Source organism: Kingella kingae (assembly GCF_900475905.1).
Lineage (GTDB): Bacteria > Pseudomonadota > Gammaproteobacteria > Burkholderiales > Neisseriaceae > Kingella > Kingella kingae.
The window spans coordinates 1,813,042-1,832,806 of sequence record NZ_LS483426.1; the positions used below are offsets into that span (position 1 = coordinate 1,813,042).

Consider the following 19,765-nt stretch of genomic DNA (forward strand, 5'->3'; position numbering starts at 1 on the left):
CTTTCAGGCTGCCTGAAATTGCGTTAATTGTTCTTGTAAATAATCCATGAAAATGGTTGCTGTGCGTTCATCATAACCCGCCAAAACCAAAAAAATGGTTTGTCCGCATGTCATTTTATTTAAATAGGCAATGAAATGGGGCATAGCTTTTAATTGAACAAGATATTTTTCAGGCTGCTTGGTGTGAACAATAATCATATATTGACCATAATGGCGAAGTTCAAAAGCATTAATATCTTGCCATTCAATCAACTGGTTGTATTGATACATGCTGCGATTGACGATACCTTGTTCTGTTACTTCAATGTTGGGTTGCTTGTTTAATATCTCGCGTAACCAAGCCAAGGTCAACAGGATAAAAAAAACAACACCAAAAAGGAATATAACTGCATGAAAGTTATCACCATTGTAAATAGCAGCTTTGGTATAGCGGATACTGAGAAAGACAAATACGATAGAGCCGATTAAACATAGCCATTTTCTTTTTTTGGCAAAATAAATTTTTGAATAGTCATAACTCATTGTTTTATCCTTTCAGGCTGCCTGAAAAATCATTTCCAAATTCCGCCAACACATGCCACATCATTTCTGCACGTGTCCAATCTTCCAATGTATCAATATCTTGCACCCGATAACGCGGCAATTTGACCGCAACGCTGTGGCTATTGAAAATCGGTTTTTGCGCCAACCAAGCCATCGCCGTTCCCCAATAAAATTGCCCAGCATCGTGCCACGCTTCGGGCAAATCTTGCGAGCGCACCGCGAAATTTTCAGGCGAAAACATGGAAACCGTGCCATTTTCTGCCAATTTCAAAGCGCGTTGAATCGGAAACGGAAAACTGGTTACACTAAACGCAAATTCCGCCTGATTGTCGCGCAAAGCAAGCAAACCGCGTTGTAAATCATCGGCTTGCACAAATGGCGCAGTCGCGTACAAACAACACGCGCTGTCGCCTTTCCAGCCGTTTTTCTGCATAAAATCAATTACATGGACGACAACCGCGCCTGTTGTAGCGAAATCGTCCGACAATTCGGCTGGACGCGTAAATGGCACGGTTGCGCCATATTGTTGCGAGATGTCGGCGATTTCCGCGTCATCGGTGGACACGATGATTTGCTCAAAGCAGCCTGAATTTTGCGCGGCTTGAATGCTGTGGGCAATCATCGGTTTGCCGTTGAATAATTTGATGTTTTTGCGCGGAATGCGTTTGCTGCCGCCACGCGCTGGGATAATGCATAAGGTCATGATGTTTATTTTTTAAATCAATAAAATATAAATTTGCAGGCTGCTTTATGAGACGGTTTAAAAAGCAGCCTGCACTATATTATGTATAGTGAAATGAAATAAAAATAGGATAAGGCGACAACGTCCGCCGTGTGCAAATAGCACATAAGGACGTTGGCAACACCGTACTATTGCGATTTCATTTCACTATAACAGACAATTTGCAGCATTTTAGGGCTTATCCACTTTTCAGTCTATTGGAAAGCGAGTAAAATCGCGCCCATTTTAATCCGCACGTTAAACAACGCAGAGACGTGTTATTTCATAAACCTGTATAGGAGCATTCATCATCGCACAGCAAGAACGCGAAGCACGAATCAACGGCGAAATCACCGCCAAAGAAGTGCGTTTAATTAGTGGCGAAGGCGAGCAACTTGGCGTAGTCAGCATCAAGCAAGCCTTGGCAATGGCAGAAGAACAAGACGTGGATTTGGTTGAGATTTCCCCAACCGCCAAACCACCTGTTTGTAAGTTAATGGATTTCGGCAAATACAAATACGAACAATCCAAAAAACGCGACGAAGCCAAGAAAAAGCAAAAGCAAGTCCAAATCAAAGAAATCAAGTTCCGCCCAGGTACAGATGACGGCGATTACAACATCAAAATGCGTAAAATCCGCGAATTTTTGGGCGATGGCGACAAAGTTAAAATCACGTTGCGCTTTCGTGGACGCGAAATGGCGCATCAGGAATTGGGCGCACAGTTGCTAGAGCGCATCAAGGCGGAACTTGCCGAAGAAGGACAAGTGGAGCAATTTCCAAAGCTAGAAGGTCGCCAAATGGTGATGATGGTTGCACCCAAGAAAAAATAACAGTATAATTTCGCGCTTTCCTAATTCAACGCTGCGTTAGGAAAGCGTTTATTTGAGCAGCGAAAAACCGTGGTTGTGGGTTTTTAAGCATTGATTTAGTTTGTGATTCAATCGCCTACAATCTTATCTAATAAGTATATGGAGTTATCCCATGCCTAAAATGAAAACCAAGTCTAGCGCGAAAAAACGCTTTAAAGTCTTGGGCAATGGTGGTGTAAAACGCGCTCATGCGTTCAAACGTCACATTTTGACCAAAAAAACCACAAAAAACAAACGCCAATTGCGCGGCACTTCTATGGTGAACGAACGCGATTTGGCTTCTGTTGCTAAAATGTTGCCCTACGCTTAATCAAGGAGTTGAACTATGCCACGCGTTAAACGCGGTGTTACCGCACGTGCTCGTCACAAAAAAGTGATTGCGTTAGCCAAAGGCTACCGCGGTCGTCGTAAAAATGTCTATCGCATTGCTAAACAAGCAGTAATGAAAGCTGGTCAATATGCGTACCGCGACCGTCGCCAACGCAAGCGCCAGTTCCGCCAGTTGTGGATTGCTCGTATCAATGCGGGTGCTCGTCAAAATGGCTTGTCATACAGTAAATTCATGAACGGTTTGAAACGCGCTGCAATCGCATTAGACCGCAAAGTATTGGCTGATTTGGCAGTATTTGATAAAGCAGCGTTTGCTCAATTAGTTGAAAAAGCAAAAGCAGCTTTGGCTTAATCGCTAATCTAAACAAGCAAGGAAATTCGGATTTCGGGTTTCCTTGCTTATTTTTATATGGGTTGTGCTATGAAATTAACCACACCGCCACTTGCGCCCAAAGTGGTACAAACTTTGGCAACTTTGCAAATCCATACCGCAGAAGATGTGCAGGCTGCTTGTCCTTGCCGTGCTTTTTTGTTGCTCAAACAAACAGGGCTAACAGTCACGCAAAGTGTTTTTTGGCAACTGGTCGCCATTAGTTTGCACAAAACGGTGGCGGATTTGAGTGACCCAGAAAAGCAATATTGGCAACAAAAATTGGAACAAACGCCGCCTGTTGCGATTTTTCCAGCACAAGCAGAAATGGAACGATTGATGCAGGCTGCTTTGGTGCAGGCTGCTTTGGCGGCGGAATGTGGCGAAGTACCTGTGGGCGCGGTGGTGGTGCATCGTGGCGAAATCATCGCACAAGCGCACAATCGTTGTATTGCGGATTGCGACATCGGTCGTCATGCCGAAATGAATGCGCTGGCATTGGCTGGCAAGACGTTGGGCAATTATCGTTTGGCGGATTGCGATTTGTATGTGTCGTTAGAGCCGTGTACGATGTGTGCCAGCGCGATGATTCAAGCGCGAATACGGCGCGTGATTTTTGCGGCAAGCGAGCCGAAAACAGGTGCGGCTGGAAGTGTGATAAACTTGTTTACAAACAGTCAATTAAATCAACATACAGCGGTTTTAGGTGGCATTATGGCAACCGAAGCGCAGCAGCAGTTACAGGCATTTTTCGCGCAACGCCGTCAGCAAAAAAGATAGGAAAACGTGATGCAACTGATTTTATGGCGACACGCCGAAGCCGAAATTGGCGAACAAGATTTGGTTCGTGCTTTAACTGCGAAAGGGCGCAAACAGGCGAAAAAAATCGCGGCGGAACTGCACAAGCGTTTGCCTGAACACTACGATTTGTGGGTGTCCGAAGCGGTGCGTAGCCAGCAAACGGCGGCATTTTTGCAACATGATTGGCAAGTGCAGGCTGCTTTCAATCCTGATGAAGATGTACAGCCTATGTTAGCAAAGTTGAATGCAGCGCGATTATCGGGCGTGCAAACTTTGGTGTTGGTGGGGCATCAACCTTGGATTGGCGATTTATGTGCTTATTTGCTCAACCAAAATTGGAACGCAACGGCATATTGGTCGGTCAAAAAAGGGGCGTTTTGGTGGTTTGATTGCCAAGGTGAATTGGGCGTTGCGCCTGTTAAATTGCGTTTGATGCTTGCACCTGCTGAAATTTAAAATTTGTCAAGCGTTTTGCGGTTTTCTTGGCGTGTTTTTACACACAAACTGTGGTTTTTAAGTCAAAAATGTGTATAATTGACTGCGTTTCGCACCCAATGTGGCGCGAATAATACGATAAGAAGAAAGGGAAAAGAATGAATTTCGCATTACCCATTCCTAGCGGTCATGGCAGCTTGGAGCAATACATTCACACCGTCAATAATATTCCGATGTTGTCGCTGGAAGAAGAAGTGGGTTTGGCAGAACGCCAAATCAAGGGCGATTTGGAAGCGGCAAAAAAATTAATTTTATCGCATTTGCGCGTGGTGGTATCGATTGCGCGTGGTTACGATGGCTACGGTTTGAATCAGGCGGATTTGATTCAAGAAGGGAATATTGGTTTGATGAAAGCCGTTAAACGCTACGAGCCCAATCACGGGGCGCGTTTGTTTTCGTTTGCGGTGCATTGGATTAAGGCAGAAATTCACGAATTTATTTTGCGTAACTGGCGATTGGTGCGCGTGGCGACGACCAAACCGCAGCGTAAATTGTTCTTTAATTTGCGTAGTATGCGTAGCAGTTTGAGCGCGTTGTCGCCCAAAGAAGCACAAAGTATTGCCGATGATTTGGGCGTGAAATTGTCCGAAGTCATGGAAATGGAACAGCGCATGACGGGACGCGACATTGGTTTGCTGGCAGACAACAACGATGATGACGATGCAGCATTTGCACCAATAGAATGGTTGAGCGATGCCAGCCACGAACCAAGTCAGCAGTTGGAACGCAAAGCGCACTATGCTTTGCAAACCGATGGCTTGCAGGCTGCTTTGGCGCAGTTGGACGAGCGTAGTCGCCGCATTGTGGAAACGCGCTGGTTGCAAGACGAAGGTGCTTTAACTTTACACGAATTGGCAGCCGAATACGGCGTATCTGCCGAGCGCATTCGCCAAATTGAAGTCAAAGCCATGCAAAAACTCAAAGCCTTGTTAGCTGAACAAGCTGATGATTTGATTGATTAAAATAGATAAGAAAAGCCCAAGAGCCGTGTTGATTCTTGGGCTTTTTTCATATTACAGTTTGTGGCACATATCGCCAAACACAAACCCCTGCCAATCCACATCAACCTGTTTACCAAAAGCCATCACTTTAAACAATTCGCCCATTTCGTGTTGCGCGGTCAGTTGTTGCACAGCAAAAGCAGCCTGCACATATTCCTTGCTATCGGTTTGCGGATAATCCTGCGCCAAATAATCCAAAATCCCCAAATTAAACAAAAAATTAGCCTGAATGGTATAGCCAATCAAATCCAAACCAGCCGAGCAGCCTGCATCAGCAATATCACTAAAATTAACGTGCGCGGTCAAATCGGTTAAGCCCACGCAATAAAACGGGTCGTGAATACTGTGGTGTTTGTGATGCCCAATAAGCGTGCCGTCCTGCCTCTGTGGGTGGTAATACTGCGCCGCGTTAAAACCGTAATCAATCCAAATCATCGCGCCACGTGTCAATTTTTGCGCCAATGTGGTGATAAAAGCGTGCTGGGTCAAATGCAATTCGCTGGTATAAGGCGCAATTTCGGGGAAATATTGCAAAGCAGCCTGCACCATATCTTGCTTATCTAATTCTTTGTATTCCAATAAAAATTCATTATTTTGATGTTGAACATAGGCGCGTTGCCATTGTCCATTTTCGGCGCGGCGTATGCGTTCGATTGGCATCGCGTCCAACACTTCGTTGCCCAATAACACGCCGTCTAGCGTGTCGGGTAATTCGCCAATCCAACGAACTTTGTGCAAGAAATCGGGCGCGTGTTGGGCGATGTAGTCGCGCTGTCTGGCGACTAAATCGGGCGACAATTCAACAATATAATAATGTTGCAGGCTGCTTTGACAATGCGCGAGCAGTTGCGCTGCCAATACGCCTGTTCCTGCACCAAATTCGTATAAATTGCCTGCGGTTTGCGGCAACAGCGTTTGAATTTGTTTGGACAAAGTTTTTGAAAACAAAGGAGAAAGTGTGGGTGCGGTTATAAAATCACCGCCTGCACCAATTTTGTGTGCGCCGCCTGTGTAATAGCCCAAACGCGGTGCATACAACGCCAATTCCATAAAACGCGAAAACGGAATGCTGCCATTTTGCGCGGCAATTTCTTGGGCAATGACTTGATGCAGGGCTTCGCTGGCAGCTTGCTCGTCTGCGGAAAGTGTGGGGATTTGAATGTTTTGCATACAGTTAAAATTTGTAAAAAAATAAATCAAAAAGCAGAAATAAAACGCGACGAATTTTAGTGCAAACATTCTGCACAGCTTGTTTTATTTGAAAATTTTTGTTGATGTGGATAAAAGTAGGTGCAAAAAGCAGCCTGCACATCAAAAAAGAGACAAATAACCTAAAAATTATTGTTTAAAACCGAAATCTTACGCTTGGTTGTTGGTTTGACCAATCGTTTTTTTTTGCTTATAGTACAGCGTGGTGGGGCGAAGTGGTGCAAAGTGTATCACTTTTCCAAAATATTTAACTAACCGTAGCGCATTAAAATGTTTCGTGGCACACATGAATTAACCATAGACCCGAAAGGACGTTTGGCAATCCCAGCCAAATTCCGCGAGGCTTTGTCACGCCATTTTTATGCCGAAGATGATTCGCCCAAATGGGTGGCAACGCTAGACAAGCGCGAACGTTTGCTGTTTTACCCCGAATGCGAATGGGAAAAAGTTGAACTTAAATTATTGAATTTAAACACCAATGGCAAGCCAAACTTGCAGCTATACCAAAATTTGCTGCTGCACAATGCCGACACGTTGGAAATGGACAGCGCAGGACGGGTTTTGTTGCCACCCAATTTACGCCGCTTGGTCAATTTTGATAAAGACGTAACCTTGGTTGGGCGCGTGAATCGTTTGGAATTGTGGGGGCGTGAACAAAAATTAGCCGAAACCGAAGCGGCGTTGTCCATTAACCCAGATGAATTGAACTTGGATTTGAGCCAAACCGATTTGCAATTATGAATACACAAACTTTTGAACATATTACGGTTTTGCTGCACGAAGCGGTGGCTGCGCTCAATATTCAACCCAATGGCGTGTATGTCGATGGTACGTTTGGACGTGGCGGGCATTCGCGCTTGATTTTGTCGCAACTGGGCGAACAAGGTCGTTTGATTGTGTTTGATAAAGACCCGCAAGCGATTGAAGTCGCCCAAAAATTAGCGCAACAAGATGCGCGTGTGAGCGTGGTACATAACGGTTTTGCAACTTTTGAAGCAGCCTGCACCAATTTGGGGCTAGATAAAATTGACGGCGCGTTGTTTGATTTGGGGATTTCATCGCCACAAGTTGATGACGGTTCACGCGGATTTAGCTTTCGTTTTGATGCACCGTTGGATATGCGTATGGATACCACGCGCGGACAATCGGCAGCAGAGTGGCTGGCGGTGGCTAGCGAACAGGAAATACACGAGGTAATCAAAAATTATGGTGAAGAGCGGTTTAGTCGCCAGATTGCGCGCACCATTGTGGCGCAACGCAGCGAAAGTCCCATCAATACAACCCGCCAGTTGGCGGCGATTACGGCACAATGCGTCCGTAGTCGCGAACGCGGTCAAGACCGCGCAACGCGTACGTTCCAAGCCATTCGCATCTTTATTAACCGCGAATTGGACGAAGTGGAACAAGTCTTGCCGCAAGTCGTCAATCGGTTAAATGTGGGCGGACGTTTGGCGGTGATTGCGTTTCATTCGTTGGAAGACCGCATTGTGAAGCAGTTTATGCGCCAACACAGCAGTCACGCGCCTTTGCCAAAATGGGCTGCGATTAAGGAAGCAGATTTGCCACAACCGCCATTGCAGTTAATTGGCAAAGCCAGCAAAGCCAGCGTGCAGGAAGTACAACACAATCCACGCGCCCGTTCGGCGGTGCTGCGTGTAGCAGAACGCACAACTGGGCAGTTTGATGTGCAGGCTGCTTTGTAAACAAAGGCAACACAATGTTTTCTAAAATAAATTGTATTTTGTTGATAGCAGTAACCTTGTCGGCTTTGTATGTAACCGACTTACGTTTGGGGATTAAACGCCAAACGCATTTATACGCCAAAGGTCAAGAAGAAGAAATCCGTTTGAATCAAGATAAAGCGGAATTGACGTATGAACGAAGTCGCTTAACCGATGCCCGTGCGATTGAACAAGCAGCCGAAATGATGAAAATGCACCAACCAACCGAAAAGGATACTGTATCGGTGCAATATTGAATGTAACTATTTAAAATATTTGATGAAAAAATGCTAATTCGTAATGAACATAAGCCTTACATGGCACAGAAAGAAGTAAAAACACCTTTGGTTGCCCAAGGTGGCGGACGCTTGTCTTTGTTGTTTTGCTGCATTGGTGGCGTATTTGCGACTTTGCTGGGATATAGTTTTTTGGTTCAAAGCAAATACCACGATGAATTAAATTCCAGTAGCGAAGCGCGTGTGGTTCGCAGCATTCGTGAGCCTGCTTTGCGCGGTGTGATTACCGACCGCAACGGCACACTTTTAGCGGTAAGCCGTTATATGAAAGTGGCAACGTTTAATCCAAAGGCGATTTACGAACCCAAACGCAAAGGCGATGCAGTTAATTGGAATGTGATTTCTGACCAACAATTTGCTCAATTAGCGGATTTGTTGAAATTACCCGAAGCCGAAGTACGCACCAAATTGAAAGATACAACCAGCCAATATGTGCAATTTAAAACCGAATTGTCTTTGCAAGAAGCCGATAAATTAAAGGCTTTGCGTATTCCTACTTTGCGTTTTGAAGAGCGTTCCGAGCGCACCTATCCAACAGGCAATTTGTTTTCGCACATTGTCGGTTTTGCCAATAGCAATGGCAAAGGTTTGGAAGGCTTGGAATTTAGCCAAAATGAACAATTAACAGGTTCAGATGGCAAACAAATTGTGTTGCGCGACCGACATCAAAATGTAGTAGAACTGATTGATTCGCCAGAAAATATATCAGCCAAATCAGGTCAGACCATTACCCTATCGCTAGATGAACCGATGCAGCGTTTGGCACGCGAGCAGTTGCAGGCTGCTTTGACCCAATTCAATGCCAAAGCAGGCGGTGCGGTGGTTTTGGACGCGCAAACAGGCGAAGTGTTGGCAATGAGCAGTTTGCCTGATTACGATGCCAATTTTTACGAACAATATCCCGAAGAAAATCGCCGTAATTTTGCTGTGGGTGCGATATTAGAACCTGGTTCTGTGATGAAGCCCTTTGTTGTGGCAAAGGCTTTGGACGATGGCAAAATCACACGTGATACTTGGTTTAACACCGAATCATATCAAGTTGCTAATAAAATGATTCGCGACTCTCATGCTTATAAGTCATTGAATACAGAAGGTATTTTGCAAAAATCTTCTAATGTTGGCGTGAGCAAAATTGCTTCCATGTACGAAAATCAAGATTTGTATGATTACTTTTCATCTGTTGGATTGGGACGTAAAACGCAGTCTGGCGTGGTAGGCGAACAAGTTAGCCCACTGAAAGCGGCACTACAATGGAGTCGTTTGGATAAAGCGGTTATGTCTTATGGCTACTCTATCACAGCCAATTTATTGCAATTGGCACAAGGCTATACAATATTTACCACTGATGGACATCTGATGCCAGCCACAATTTTTAAGCAAGCCCATACACCCAAAGGCGAGCCAGTTCTGAAACCTGAAACGGCAAGATTGATGCGTGAAATGATGATTAGTGTTACCCAAAAAGGTGGCACAGGTCAGGCTGGTGCAGTGGCTGGCTACGATGTAGCAGGCAAAACGGGTACAGCACGAAAAGTAGTCAATGGTCGCTACGAAGGCAAATATCGTTCTAGTTTTGTCGGTTTTGCGCCTGCAAAAAATCCACGATTGATTGTAGCGGTTACGATTGATGAGCCAAGTGGTAGTTATTATGGCGGCACGGTGGCAGGTCCTGTATTCCGCGGCATTATGGCAGGTGGATTAAAACTGATGGGCGTGAAACCAACCTACGCCCCAGCAGAAGCCACCACTCAAACAGCCAAGCGATAATGTATAACAACAGACCTTTGCTGCGCTTGCGTAGCAAGGGTCTTTGCATTGTGCAGGCTGCTTTTGTGTTTTGGAGAAAAAAGCAGCCTGCACTTTATTATATTGATAGAAAAGCATATTTTAAATAAAAATACAAAGGATTAACAAAATGTTTAGCAAAATCGCTACCCCAAAAAATACCGAATTACCCGAATTAAAATACACCGTTTCAGCCAGCCAAACGCTGCATTCGGACAGCCGAAAAATTCAACCAAATGATGTATTTATCGCGTGTCAAGGCGAATACGCGGACGGACGCAATTACATTCAATCCGCGATTGAAAAAGGTGCAGCGTTTGTGTATTGGGACGCGGACGGCGATTTTGTGTGGAATGAAAATTGGCAAATTCCCAACCAGCCGATTGCGGAATTACGCCAACGCGCTGGGATTTTGGCGAATTCAGTTTATGGAAATGTTTCAGGCAGCCTGAACATTATTGGCGTAACTGGCACGAATGGCAAAACGTCAATCACGCAATGGTTGGCACAAGCGATTGATATTTTGGAAAATAAATCTGCCTGCGCGATTATTGGCACGGTTGGGAATGGCTATTGGGGCGCATTGCAAGAAACCACGCACACCACGCCCGACCCTGTTTCCGTGCAAACTTTGTTGCGCCAATTCCAGCAATCGGGCGCGAGCCATATCGCCATGGAAGTGTCCAGCCACGGCTTGCACCAATTCCGCGTAAATGGCGTACCATTCCAAACCGCCATATTTACAAATTTAACGCGCGACCATTTGGACTACCACAACAGCATGGAAGAATACGGTGAAGCAAAAGCGCGATTATTCCATTGGCAAGGCTTGCAAAACGCGATTATCAACAGCGATGATGAATTTGGCGCAAAATTGGTTGCTGAATTAAAACAAAGCAGCCTGCACGTTTATTCTTACGGTTTCAACGAACACGCCGACATCAAAATCACAGAATTTGTGGCGAACACGCAAGGCATGAAAATTGGTTTGCAAACACCTTGGGGCAATGGCAGCGTACAAACGCGCTTGCTGGGGCGATTCAACGCACAAAATTTTGCCGCCGCGTTGGGTGCATTGTGCGCGGAAGGTTACGCGTTTCAGGCAGCCTTAAAGGCATTGGCGCAAATCCGCGCAGCCACAGGGCGCATGGATTGTATTATCAGAGAAAACAAGCCGTTAGTGGTGGTGGATTACGCCCACACGCCTGACGCGCTGGAAAAAGCATTGTCCACTTTGCGCGAAATTCAGCAGCCTGAAAGCCAGCTTTGGTGCGTGTTTGGCTGCGGCGGCAACCGCGACCGTGGCAAACGTCCGTTAATGGGCGCGGTGGCGGCACAGGGCGCGGACAAAGTGGTTGTTACCAGCGACAATCCGCGCATGGAAGACCCAAACGCAATTATTGCTGACATCTTGCCTACCGTACCCAATGCTGCCTTGGTGCAAGTGGATAGACAAACTGCGATTGAGCAAACCATCGCGCAAGCAGCACCGCAAGACATTGTTTTGATTGCAGGAAAAGGACACGAAACCTACCAAGACGTGCAAGGCGTGAAACATCATTTTTCAGATTTTGAAATTGCTCAATTGGCGTTGGTGAAATGTTGATTTTTCAGGTGACCTGAAAGGATAGATTAAGAAAATGGAAGCATTATTGAAACTTATACCAATTTTTGCATTTTTAGTTGGTTTGTATAAAACGTATTACGATGTATTTTCAAAAAGAGAAATTTCTAATTTTGAACAGATGAAAAAATATTTTTGTGGTGAAAAAGCGGAAAGTTTAAAAAAAGAACCTGAATATATAAAGGATATGTTTTGTCAGACAATTTCTTTTTTGAAAGGTCATAAGCACAAAGATATTTCTTATTTATTAGAAAATAAAAATTTAAATTTATTTGATTTAAAGGATATTTTGAGACTTAAAAAAATGAATCTTTTAATAATTGATGAAAAAAATGGAAAATTAATTTTAAATAGAGAGTATGACAAACAGCATACGCATAGCATCAAGCAATTATTTAAAACAAACACATGGTTTTCATGGACTATTTTATTTATATATGCTGTGATTTTAATAATAATATTTTCATTAATTGATAAAAAGATATCTTTTGGTTTCCAAATTTGCCTAATGCTTATTTTGGTTGGAGTTGTTGAAATACCAGTGCTTAATCATATTGATAAAATAAAATCAGCAGAGAGTTTCAAAAAGAATAAATTAAATGATTTTATCAATCAATCAGGGTTTATATTTAATGAAAAATAATTCATTAAATATATCTAATTAACTGAAATATTTAATTATATAAAAAATATGAAAACATTAGATTTAAATTTTATTTGCACTGCATTAAATTTACCGCAACCAGAAAATAACCAACCCATTAACCGCATCATCACAGACAGCCGACAAGCTCAATCAGGAGATTTATTTGTGGCATTGATTGGCGAAAATCATGACGCGCATGATTTTGTAGCAGACGTGTTGGCAAAAGGCGCGTTGGCGTTGGTGTCGCGTGATGATTTTGTTGGTGTTTCAGGCTGCCTGAAAGTTGATGACACTTTGATTGCATTACAAAAATTGGCGAAAGCTTGGCGTCAAGTCATTAATCCATTCGTATTTGGTATAACAGGTTCTAGCGGCAAAACCACCGTCAAAGAAATGTTGACGACCGTGTTGCGCGAAAAATTCGGCGCGGACGCGGTGTTAGCAACGGCTGGCAATTTCAATAATCACATTGGTTTACCGCTTACATTATTGAATTTACGCGAAAGTCATCGTTATGCTGTCATTGAAATGGGCATGAACCATTTTGGCGAATTGGCGGTTTTAACGCAAATTGCGCAGCCGAATGTCGCTCTTGTGAACAACGCAATGCGGGCGCATATTGGTTGCGGATTTAATGGCGTGGACGATATTGCACGCGCAAAAAGTGAAATCTATCAAGGCATTCAACAAGATGGTTTAGCAATTTTGCCAATTGATGATGCGAACTTACCGATTTTTCAGGCAGCCTGCAAAGATTTGGGGTTACAAACGCAAACATTTGGTTTTGCGCAAGGCGATATTCATGCAGAAAATGTGAAATTACAACCGCTTGTGAGTGAATTTGATTTGGTACAAGGTTCGGAGCGTGTTCACATTACATTACCTGTTGCGGGCAAACACAATGTGAGTAATGCGTGCGCGGCGGCAACTTTGGCATTGGCAGGCGGCGTAAAATTCACGGAAATTGCACGCGGTTTGGCGAATTTTGCGAACATTAAAGGACGTTTACAAGTCAAACACGGCATCAAAAACAGTACCATTTTAGATGACACTTACAATGCCAATCCCGACAGCATGAAAGCGGCATTAGATGTGTTGGCGAAAATGCCTGCGCCACATGTATTTGTGATGGGCGATATGGGCGAATTAGGCGAAAACGAAGCCCCTAAAATGCACGAAGAAATCGGCATTTACGCAAAAAATCTAGGTATTGAATTGGCGTATTTTGTTGGCGAAAACAGCGTTCAGGCAGCCGAAAAGTTTGGCGCGGACGGTTTATGGTTTGTGGATAAAGACCCGTTGATTTTGTCATTGACACATGATTTACCCGAAAATGCAAGTGTGTTGGTTAAGGGTTCGCGGTTTATGAAGATGGAAGAAGTAGTTGAGGCATTAGTGGTGGAAAATTAAGTTTCAAACTGCCTGAAAACAGAGGAAATCATGCAAGATGTAAACACTAAACATTCTAACCAAATGGTTGATTTTACTCGTGATTATGATGAAGAAGCGAAAGCGGTTTTGCGCCAAGTGGAACAGAATTTGCAAAATGGGCGCAAGCAAATTGTGTGGACAGTGTTGCAGCCTGCGAAAATTTTAGCTAGTAATTCAAATGTTTCTGCTAATAGAGTTAAATGGGGTAGCTTGGTAGGAACGGCTATTCCCTGTATTAGCTGGGTCATGATTGACAAATTTTTGTTGCACGAAATGATTAGCAAAGAAATGCCGCTGACGTATATAAATACATTGATTATTTTTATAGTTTTAGGCGTTTTACAATGGATTTTTATGCCGAAATTGATTAATCAGCAAATGAATCGAGCGCAACACACGGTGATTTATGTGCATTTGGATTTAATGCGCCAAATGGTCAGCGTGATGTCGCCTTTGCAACGTGGTGCGACGATTGCGCCATTTCATAGCCAAAGTTTGCTGCATAAATGGATAAAATTGCCCGCGTTCAGGCTGCCTGAAACGGAAAACGTAAAATATTCAGCGTTGCGTGATAAAGTGCAGCGGCAAATTACCGAGCGATGTGGGTTTGAGTTTAAGCAGGAAAAATAAATCACAGAGCAAACTTTATTTTGCTTGATTTATATTGATTCAGAATATTGGGCGATTTGTATTAAACGTGCAGGCTGCTTTTTAAACCAATTTTTAAATTAAATTTGTAAGGAATATAAGATGTTTTTATGGTTGGCTCAGTTGAGCGATTGGATTTCGGCGTTAAATGTTTTCCAATACACGACTTTTCGCGCGGTAATGGCGGCATTGACGGCTTTGATGTTTAGCTTACTGCTAGGACCTTGGACGATTCGTCAATTAACCAAATTAAAAATGCGACAACCCATTCGTACCGATGGTCCTAAAACACATTTAGTCAAAAATGTGCCAACTATGGGTGGCTCATTGATTTTAGCCACGATTGCGATTTCCACTCTGCTGTGGGGCAACTGGGCAAACGCCTATATTTGGATTTTGTTGGCGGTAACGTTGGCAACGGGCGCGCTGGGTTTTTACGATGACTGGCGCAAAGTGGTACATAGAGACCCCAATGGCGTGTCGGCAAAATTCAAAATGGTGTGGCAATCGGTGGTGGCTTTGGGCGCAGGCTTGGCGTTGTTTTTCTTGGCGGAAAACTCGGCAAACAATATTTTGATTGTGCCGTTTTTCAAGCAAGTGGCGTTGCCTTTGGGCGTGGTGGGCTTTTTGATTTTGAGCTATCTGACGATTGTTGGCACGTCTAACGCAGTCAATTTAACCGACGGTTTGGACGGCTTGGCATCGTTCCCCGTGGTGCTGGTGGCTGGCGGTTTGGCAATTTTTGCTTATGTAACAGGACACGCGCAATTTTCATCTTATTTACAACTACCGTATGTGGCTGGCGCGAATGAAGTGGTGATTTTCTGCGCGGCGATGTGTGGAGCATGTTTGGGCTTTTTATGGTTTAACGCTTATCCAGCGCAAGTATTCATGGGCGACGTGGGCGCGTTGGCATTGGGCGCGGCATTGGGTACGGTTGCCGTGATTATTCGCCAAGAATTTGTACTCGTGATTATGGGTGGCTTGTTTGTGGTGGAAGCGTTGAGCGTGATGCTGCAAGTGGGCTGGTATAAACGCACCAAAAAGCGCATTTTCCTAATGGCACCGATTCATCATCACTACGAGCAAAAAGGCTGGAAAGAAACGCAAGTGGTGGTGCGCTTTTGGATTATTACGATTATTTTGGTGTTGATTGGGTTGAGTACATTGAAAATTCGTTAATTATAGTGGATTAAATTTAGATTAGGACAAGGCGACAACGACCGCCGTGTAACGCTGTACTAATCTAAATTTAATTCACTATATTACCAAAGCAGCCTGCACTTTAAAATATGCAGGCTGCTTTTAATTATCACTAAATTATCTGGAATAAAACATGAATCCACACATCACAATCAATAATCGCAAAATCGGTGCAGATTACGCGCCCTACATCATCGCGGAAATGTCTGCCAACCACAACGGCAGCCTGCAAACCGCGTTCAAAATCATTGACGAAGCAAAAAAAGCAGGCGCGGACGCAGTTAAATTGCAAACCTACACCGCCGACACGATTACGCTCAACAGCCGCAATCCTGAATTTATGATTCAAACAGGCGGTTTGTGGGACGGTCAATCGCTGCACGAATTGTACGAAAAAGCGCATATGCCGTGGGATTGGCATAAACCCTTGTTTGAATACACAAAAGAGCAAGACATCACCATTTTCAGTTCGCCATTTGATTTTAGCGCGGTGGATTTGTTGGAAAGTTTGGACGCGCCAGCTTACAAAATCGCATCGTTTGAAGTCATTGATTTGCCATTGATTCGCTATGTCGCACAGACAGGCAAACCGATGATTATTTCCACAGGCATGGCGGACGCGGACGAAATTGCGGAAGCGATTGCCACTGCCAAAGACGCAGGCAACAAAGAATTGGTTGTTCTGCATTGCGTGAGTGGCTACCCTGCCCCTGCCGCCGACTACAATTTGCGGACTTTGCCCGATATGGCAGCGCGTTTTGGCACATTGGTGGGCTTGTCCGACCACACGCTTGACAACACAACGGCTGTGGCAAGCGTGGTTTTAGGCGCGTGTGTGATTGAAAAACATTTCACACTAGACCGAAACGGCGGCGGCGCAGATGACAGTTTTTCGTTAGAACCTGCTGATTTGCAAGCCCTTTGCCACGATACGAAAACGGCTTGGCAAGCGTTGGGCAACGTGGAATACGCGCTCAAATCCAGCGAACAAGGCAACGCGCAATTCCGCCGTTCGCTGTATTTCGTCAAAGACATGAAAGCGGGCGATGTGATTGATGAAACGTGCATTCGCAGCGTGCGCCCAGGTTTTGGTTTGTCGCCGAAATTTTACGATGAATTGATTGGCAAACGGGTTACGCAAGATATTGTTGCCAATACCAAAACTTCTTGGGATTGTGTTGCAAAATAAGTTTTCAAGCAGCCTGCACTTTGTATAGTAAAATGCAGGCTGCTTTGTTTATTTTTTGCCAATTAAATTATGAATCCAATCGCTTTACGCTGGCTTACTGTCATCATCATTCCGATTGCGCTGATTGCATGGTTTGCGCTTGCGCCAGCCAACAACCCAACCGACTATTTAATCAACGGCATTATTATGTCATGCGCTGCCGTTTTCTTGTTTAAATACATATTGGTTACGGCAATTATGGCGCGCCTGCGACAAGACATCACCACCAAAAAACACGCCCTATTCCAGCTCATTCCCATTGTGGGCTTTATCGCCTATATTGTCGTCTATTTCCTGCAATGAAAATCCTAAAAGACAGCTTCATCTACCTATTCGGCGAACTCTTTGCCAAAGCCCTGCCCTTTTTGCTGCTGCCCTATCTGACGCGCAAACTCGGCACGGCTGGATTTGGCGAATTATCGTATTATCAAACACTTGTATCACTATTGGCGATAGTATTCGGTTTAAGCCAAGACGGCGCACTCACGCGCTACTATTATTTTTACGGCAAACGCAATCTGCCTAACGTGATGATAACAGGCTATATTTACATTTTCGCCTTAACCGCGATTAGCCTGCTATTCACATGGCAACAACAATCGTTGGTACTCGCCGCCGTGATTTTTGCTGCCGCCACGCAAACCGTGTTAGGCAGCCAACTTGCCTATCGCCAATGCCAAAAACGCGCCCTAGCCTACACCGCCATTCAAATCGGCAGCGGCGTTTTGAGCAGCATTTTAACGGTTACTGCGCTAGAATTAACCACACAACAACCGATTACCATGCGTTTTACCGCGCTATTTGTGGCGAATGCAATTATCGCGCTAACCGCTTATTTTATCGTACAAAAAGAACGAAAACCACGCCTAACTTGGCAACGATTTTATTATTCAGCCAGCTATATTTTCGCGTTTGGCGTACCGCTACTGCTGCACCATGCAAGCGGCTTTGTCAAAGGACAACTCGACCGCATTGTGATTTACCAACAATACCCAGCCGAACAGCTCGGCATTTACGCCGCCGCACTGCAACTTGCCAGCATCGTTAGCGTGTTTTTAATGGCGGTAAACAAAGCCACCGTGCCGTATTATTATCAAGCACTCAAACAAAGCAGCCTGCACGCCACCAAAATACGAAAATGGGCATTATGCAGCCTATTGATTTCGCCGATTTTCGCCCTCATCGCATTCATGTTGCCCGAAGCGTGGTTTACATGGTTTTTGGGTGCGAACTACATCGGCACACAAAATTATATTTGCCTATTTTTGATTGGATTTGGTTTAACTATTCCCTATTATTTATTGGTGAATTATCTGTTTTACCACGCAAAAAACAAACTCATCGCCAGCATTTCGCTCATGTCCACAGGCGTGTATTTGGCGGCGTTGTTTGCCAGCGCATCGCTCGGCTTACAATGGATACCGTATGCCATGATTGCAGGCAACGTAGCGATTTTACCGATTTTGTATTACTTTGTACGCGAACCAAAATAATAGTGCAGGCTGCTTTGTGCTGACAAACCCCTGCAAAATCAGTTAAAATAGCACGTTTTTCGCAGGCAAAGCAACCTGCACTTTGGTAAACACAAATAGGATAAATGAAATGTCTAAATTGATTTTGGTATTGAACTGCGGTTCGTCTTCATTAAAAGGCGCGGTATTGAACAGCGAAAACGGCGATGTATTGTTGAGCTGCTTGGGCGAAAAATTGGGTTTGGCTGATGCCTACATCACGTTCAAAGTAAACGGTCAAAAAGAAAAAGTGGAATTGACCGCGCAACCTAACCACACAGGCGCAGTGGGTGCGATGTTGGACAAATTGAAAGCCATGGGCTTGGAAAGCCAAATCGGCGCAATCGGTCACCGTGTGGTGAGCGGTGGCGAAGAATACAGCGAATCAGTGTTGATTACTGACGACGTGATTGCTGCGATTGAAAAATGTATCCCACTCGCGCCATTGCACAACCCAGCAAACTTGTTGGGCATTCGCGCCGCACAAGACATTTTCAAAGGTTTGCCAAACGTGGCTGTGTTTGACACCGCGTTCCACCAAACCATGCCACAACACGCTTACACTTATGCCATTCCACGCAAGTTCTACCGCGATTTGGGCGTGCGCCGTTATGGTTTCCACGGCACAAGCTACCGTTTTGTGGCACACGAAGCCGCACAATTTTTGGGCGCAGACGAAAATAATCTGAAATTGGTCGTAGCGCATTTGGGCAACGGCGCGTCTATTGCAGGCATTCGCAACGGTAAATCGATGGACACCAGCATGGGCTTGACTCCGCTGGAAGGCTTGGTAATGGGTACACGCGCTGGCGATGTAGACCCTAGCGTGTTCTCATTCTTGGCAGACAATTTGAACTTGACCACACAACAAGTTACCGACATTTTGAACAAAGAAAGCGGTTTGTTGGGCATTTCTGAATTGTCTAGCGACTGCCGTGTGATTGAAGAAGAAGCATTGAGCGGACACGAAGGCGCAGTTTTAGCGTTGGAAATTTTCTCGTATCGTTTGGCGAAATATGTGGCTTCTATGGCGGTTGCGGCTGGCGGTTTGGACGCAGTGGTGTTCACAGGCGGCATTGGCGAAAATTCCGACATTATCCGCGAAAAAGTGTTGAACTACTGCGCGTTCTTGGGCTTAAACGTGGATAAAGATGCCAACATCGCTGCTCGTTTTGGCAAAGCAGGCATCATCACAACTGCGGATAGCAAAGTTAAAGCTGTGGTTATCCCAACCAACGAAGAATTGATGATTGCACAAGACACGGCGCGTTTGTCTGGCTTGTAATTGAATCGAAAAATGTAAAAAAGCAGCCTGCACTTTGGATTTATTC

At 44.7% G+C, this 19,765-nt stretch carries 22 protein-coding genes; 19 read left to right on the forward strand and 3 right to left on the reverse strand.

The genetic code is table 11. The features are described from left to right. Positions 1-3: 3 nt before the first annotated feature. A complete protein-coding gene (locus tag DQN52_RS09790; protein WP_003790873.1) occupies positions 4-522 on the reverse strand; it encodes an STM3941 family protein in 519 nt (172 codons plus the stop codon). A gap of 4 nt (positions 523-526) precedes the next feature. Then, positions 527-1,246, reverse strand: coding sequence for a pseudaminic acid cytidylyltransferase (pseF, locus tag DQN52_RS09795; RefSeq protein WP_003787837.1), 720 nt, complete (start codon positions 1,244-1,246; stop codon positions 527-529). A gap of 328 nt (positions 1,247-1,574) precedes the next feature. Here pseF and infC point away from each other — a divergent pair, with 328 nt between their 5' ends. From infC to rpoH, 6 genes are all read left to right on the forward strand, one after another. Continuing rightward, a complete protein-coding gene (gene infC, locus DQN52_RS09805; RefSeq protein ID WP_111694452.1) occupies positions 1,575-2,096 on the forward strand; it encodes a translation initiation factor IF-3 in 522 nt (173 codons plus the stop codon). A 151-nt stretch (positions 2,097-2,247) separates the two neighbouring features. Beyond that, positions 2,248-2,445 carry a 50S ribosomal protein L35 gene (gene rpmI, locus DQN52_RS09810; RefSeq protein ID WP_003787833.1) on the forward strand — a complete coding sequence of 66 codons (198 nt, stop codon included), beginning with the start codon at positions 2,248-2,250 and terminating at the stop codon, positions 2,443-2,445. 15 nt (positions 2,446-2,460) lie between these two features. After that, positions 2,461-2,817, forward strand: coding sequence for a 50S ribosomal protein L20 (gene rplT / locus DQN52_RS09815; RefSeq protein WP_003787832.1), 357 nt, complete (start codon positions 2,461-2,463; stop codon positions 2,815-2,817). Between the two features lie 69 nt (positions 2,818-2,886). After that, the gene (gene tadA, locus DQN52_RS09820) at positions 2,887-3,615 is read left to right on the forward strand and encodes a tRNA adenosine(34) deaminase TadA (RefSeq protein WP_032827804.1); all 729 of its coding nucleotides are present in this window, start codon (positions 2,887-2,889) and stop codon (positions 3,613-3,615) included. Between the two features lie 9 nt (positions 3,616-3,624). Then, a complete protein-coding gene (locus DQN52_RS09825; RefSeq protein ID WP_003787828.1) occupies positions 3,625-4,092 on the forward strand; it encodes a SixA phosphatase family protein in 468 nt (155 codons plus the stop codon). A gap of 137 nt (positions 4,093-4,229) precedes the next feature. Beyond that, positions 4,230-5,093 carry an RNA polymerase sigma factor RpoH gene (gene rpoH / locus DQN52_RS09830; RefSeq protein ID WP_003787826.1) on the forward strand — a complete coding sequence of 288 codons (864 nt, stop codon included), beginning with the start codon at positions 4,230-4,232 and terminating at the stop codon, positions 5,091-5,093. Between the two features lie 51 nt (positions 5,094-5,144). Here the strand turns inward: rpoH and DQN52_RS09835 are convergent, their stop codons facing one another. Further along, positions 5,145-6,302 (reverse strand): class I SAM-dependent methyltransferase, encoded by a 1,158-nt coding sequence (locus DQN52_RS09835; protein ID WP_032827803.1) that lies wholly within the window; start codon positions 6,300-6,302, stop codon positions 5,145-5,147. 309 nt (positions 6,303-6,611) lie between these two features. Between DQN52_RS09835 and mraZ the strand changes: the two genes are divergently transcribed. The 13 genes from mraZ (at position 6,612) to DQN52_RS09900 (ending at position 19,719) form a co-directional block, all read left to right on the forward strand. Continuing rightward, positions 6,612-7,082, forward strand: coding sequence for a division/cell wall cluster transcriptional repressor MraZ (gene mraZ / locus DQN52_RS09840; RefSeq protein WP_003787820.1), 471 nt, complete (start codon positions 6,612-6,614; stop codon positions 7,080-7,082). Further along, the gene (gene rsmH, locus DQN52_RS09845) at positions 7,079-8,044 is read left to right on the forward strand and encodes a 16S rRNA (cytosine(1402)-N(4))-methyltransferase RsmH (protein ID WP_003787818.1); all 966 of its coding nucleotides are present in this window, start codon (positions 7,079-7,081) and stop codon (positions 8,042-8,044) included. The genes mraZ and rsmH overlap by 4 nt, the downstream gene beginning before the upstream one ends. Before the next feature lie 14 nt (positions 8,045-8,058). Next, a complete protein-coding gene (locus tag DQN52_RS09850; RefSeq protein WP_003787815.1) occupies positions 8,059-8,319 on the forward strand; it encodes a cell division protein FtsL in 261 nt (86 codons plus the stop codon). Positions 8,320-8,349: 30 nt separating this feature from the next. Then, the gene (locus DQN52_RS09855) at positions 8,350-10,125 is read left to right on the forward strand and encodes a peptidoglycan D,D-transpeptidase FtsI family protein (RefSeq protein ID WP_003787812.1); all 1,776 of its coding nucleotides are present in this window, start codon (positions 8,350-8,352) and stop codon (positions 10,123-10,125) included. A gap of 148 nt (positions 10,126-10,273) precedes the next feature. Beyond that, complete coding sequence (locus DQN52_RS09860) at positions 10,274-11,749, forward strand: UDP-N-acetylmuramoyl-L-alanyl-D-glutamate--2,6-diaminopimelate ligase (RefSeq protein WP_003787809.1); 1,476 nt, start codon at positions 10,274-10,276, stop codon at positions 11,747-11,749. A 34-nt stretch (positions 11,750-11,783) separates the two neighbouring features. Next, positions 11,784-12,410, forward strand: a complete 627-nt coding sequence (locus DQN52_RS09865; protein WP_003787807.1) for a hypothetical protein — start codon at positions 11,784-11,786, stop codon at positions 12,408-12,410. Between the two features lie 48 nt (positions 12,411-12,458). Beyond that, complete coding sequence (locus DQN52_RS09870) at positions 12,459-13,823, forward strand: UDP-N-acetylmuramoyl-tripeptide--D-alanyl-D-alanine ligase (protein WP_003787805.1); 1,365 nt, start codon at positions 12,459-12,461, stop codon at positions 13,821-13,823. Between the two features lie 30 nt (positions 13,824-13,853). Next, positions 13,854-14,474 (forward strand): hypothetical protein, encoded by a 621-nt coding sequence (locus tag DQN52_RS09875; protein WP_003787803.1) that lies wholly within the window; start codon positions 13,854-13,856, stop codon positions 14,472-14,474. Between the two features lie 120 nt (positions 14,475-14,594). Continuing rightward, positions 14,595-15,674 (forward strand): phospho-N-acetylmuramoyl-pentapeptide-transferase, encoded by a 1,080-nt coding sequence (gene mraY / locus DQN52_RS09880; protein ID WP_003787801.1) that lies wholly within the window; start codon positions 14,595-14,597, stop codon positions 15,672-15,674. Positions 15,675-15,828: 154 nt separating this feature from the next. After that, a complete protein-coding gene (pseI, locus tag DQN52_RS09885) occupies positions 15,829-16,884 on the forward strand; it encodes a pseudaminic acid synthase (protein ID WP_003787799.1) in 1,056 nt (351 codons plus the stop codon). Positions 16,885-16,953: 69 nt separating this feature from the next. After that, a complete protein-coding gene (locus tag DQN52_RS09890) occupies positions 16,954-17,226 on the forward strand; it encodes a hypothetical protein (protein ID WP_003787798.1) in 273 nt (90 codons plus the stop codon). Then, a complete protein-coding gene (locus tag DQN52_RS09895) occupies positions 17,223-18,416 on the forward strand; it encodes an oligosaccharide flippase family protein (RefSeq protein WP_003787796.1) in 1,194 nt (397 codons plus the stop codon). Before DQN52_RS09890 ends, DQN52_RS09895 begins: the two co-directional genes overlap by 4 nt. A gap of 109 nt (positions 18,417-18,525) precedes the next feature. Then, on the forward strand, positions 18,526-19,719 hold the full coding sequence (locus tag DQN52_RS09900; protein ID WP_003787791.1) for an acetate kinase: 1,194 nt from the start codon (positions 18,526-18,528) through the stop codon (positions 19,717-19,719). Positions 19,720-19,765 lie beyond the last annotated feature (46 nt).

Bases quoted from the DNA above. Each gene is read 5' to 3' on its own strand.
- rpmI (WP_003787833.1), top strand. From the start codon at position 2,248: ATGCCTAAAATGAAAACCAAGTCTAGCGCGAAAAAACGCTTTAAAGTC.
- mraY (WP_003787801.1), top strand. From the start codon at position 14,595: ATGTTTTTATGGTTGGCTCAGTTGAGCGATTGGATTTCGGCGTTAAAT.
- DQN52_RS09900 (WP_003787791.1), top strand. From the start codon at position 18,526: ATGTCTAAATTGATTTTGGTATTGAACTGCGGTTCGTCTTCATTAAAA.
- DQN52_RS09835 (WP_032827803.1), bottom strand. From the start codon at position 6,302: ATGCAAAACATTCAAATCCCCACACTTTCCGCAGACGAGCAAGCTGCC.
- rpoH (WP_003787826.1), top strand. From the start codon at position 4,230: ATGAATTTCGCATTACCCATTCCTAGCGGTCATGGCAGCTTGGAGCAA.
- DQN52_RS09875 (WP_003787803.1), top strand. From the start codon at position 13,854: ATGCAAGATGTAAACACTAAACATTCTAACCAAATGGTTGATTTTACT.
- DQN52_RS09870 (WP_003787805.1), top strand. From the start codon at position 12,459: ATGAAAACATTAGATTTAAATTTTATTTGCACTGCATTAAATTTACCG.
- DQN52_RS09860 (WP_003787809.1), top strand. From the start codon at position 10,274: ATGTTTAGCAAAATCGCTACCCCAAAAAATACCGAATTACCCGAATTA.
- mraZ (WP_003787820.1), top strand. From the start codon at position 6,612: ATGTTTCGTGGCACACATGAATTAACCATAGACCCGAAAGGACGTTTG.
- DQN52_RS09790 (WP_003790873.1), bottom strand. From the start codon at position 522: ATGAGTTATGACTATTCAAAAATTTATTTTGCCAAAAAAAGAAAATGG.
- tadA (WP_032827804.1), top strand. From the start codon at position 2,887: ATGAAATTAACCACACCGCCACTTGCGCCCAAAGTGGTACAAACTTTG.
- rsmH (WP_003787818.1), top strand. From the start codon at position 7,079: ATGAATACACAAACTTTTGAACATATTACGGTTTTGCTGCACGAAGCG.
- DQN52_RS09890 (WP_003787798.1), top strand. From the start codon at position 16,954: ATGAATCCAATCGCTTTACGCTGGCTTACTGTCATCATCATTCCGATT.
- DQN52_RS09825 (WP_003787828.1), top strand. From the start codon at position 3,625: ATGCAACTGATTTTATGGCGACACGCCGAAGCCGAAATTGGCGAACAA.
- pseI (WP_003787799.1), top strand. From the start codon at position 15,829: ATGAATCCACACATCACAATCAATAATCGCAAAATCGGTGCAGATTAC.
- DQN52_RS09850 (WP_003787815.1), top strand. From the start codon at position 8,059: ATGTTTTCTAAAATAAATTGTATTTTGTTGATAGCAGTAACCTTGTCG.
- rplT (WP_003787832.1), top strand. From the start codon at position 2,461: ATGCCACGCGTTAAACGCGGTGTTACCGCACGTGCTCGTCACAAAAAA.
- pseF (WP_003787837.1), bottom strand. From the start codon at position 1,246: ATGACCTTATGCATTATCCCAGCGCGTGGCGGCAGCAAACGCATTCCG.
- DQN52_RS09865 (WP_003787807.1), top strand. From the start codon at position 11,784: ATGGAAGCATTATTGAAACTTATACCAATTTTTGCATTTTTAGTTGGT.
- DQN52_RS09895 (WP_003787796.1), top strand. From the start codon at position 17,223: ATGAAAATCCTAAAAGACAGCTTCATCTACCTATTCGGCGAACTCTTT.
- DQN52_RS09855 (WP_003787812.1), top strand. From the start codon at position 8,350: ATGCTAATTCGTAATGAACATAAGCCTTACATGGCACAGAAAGAAGTA.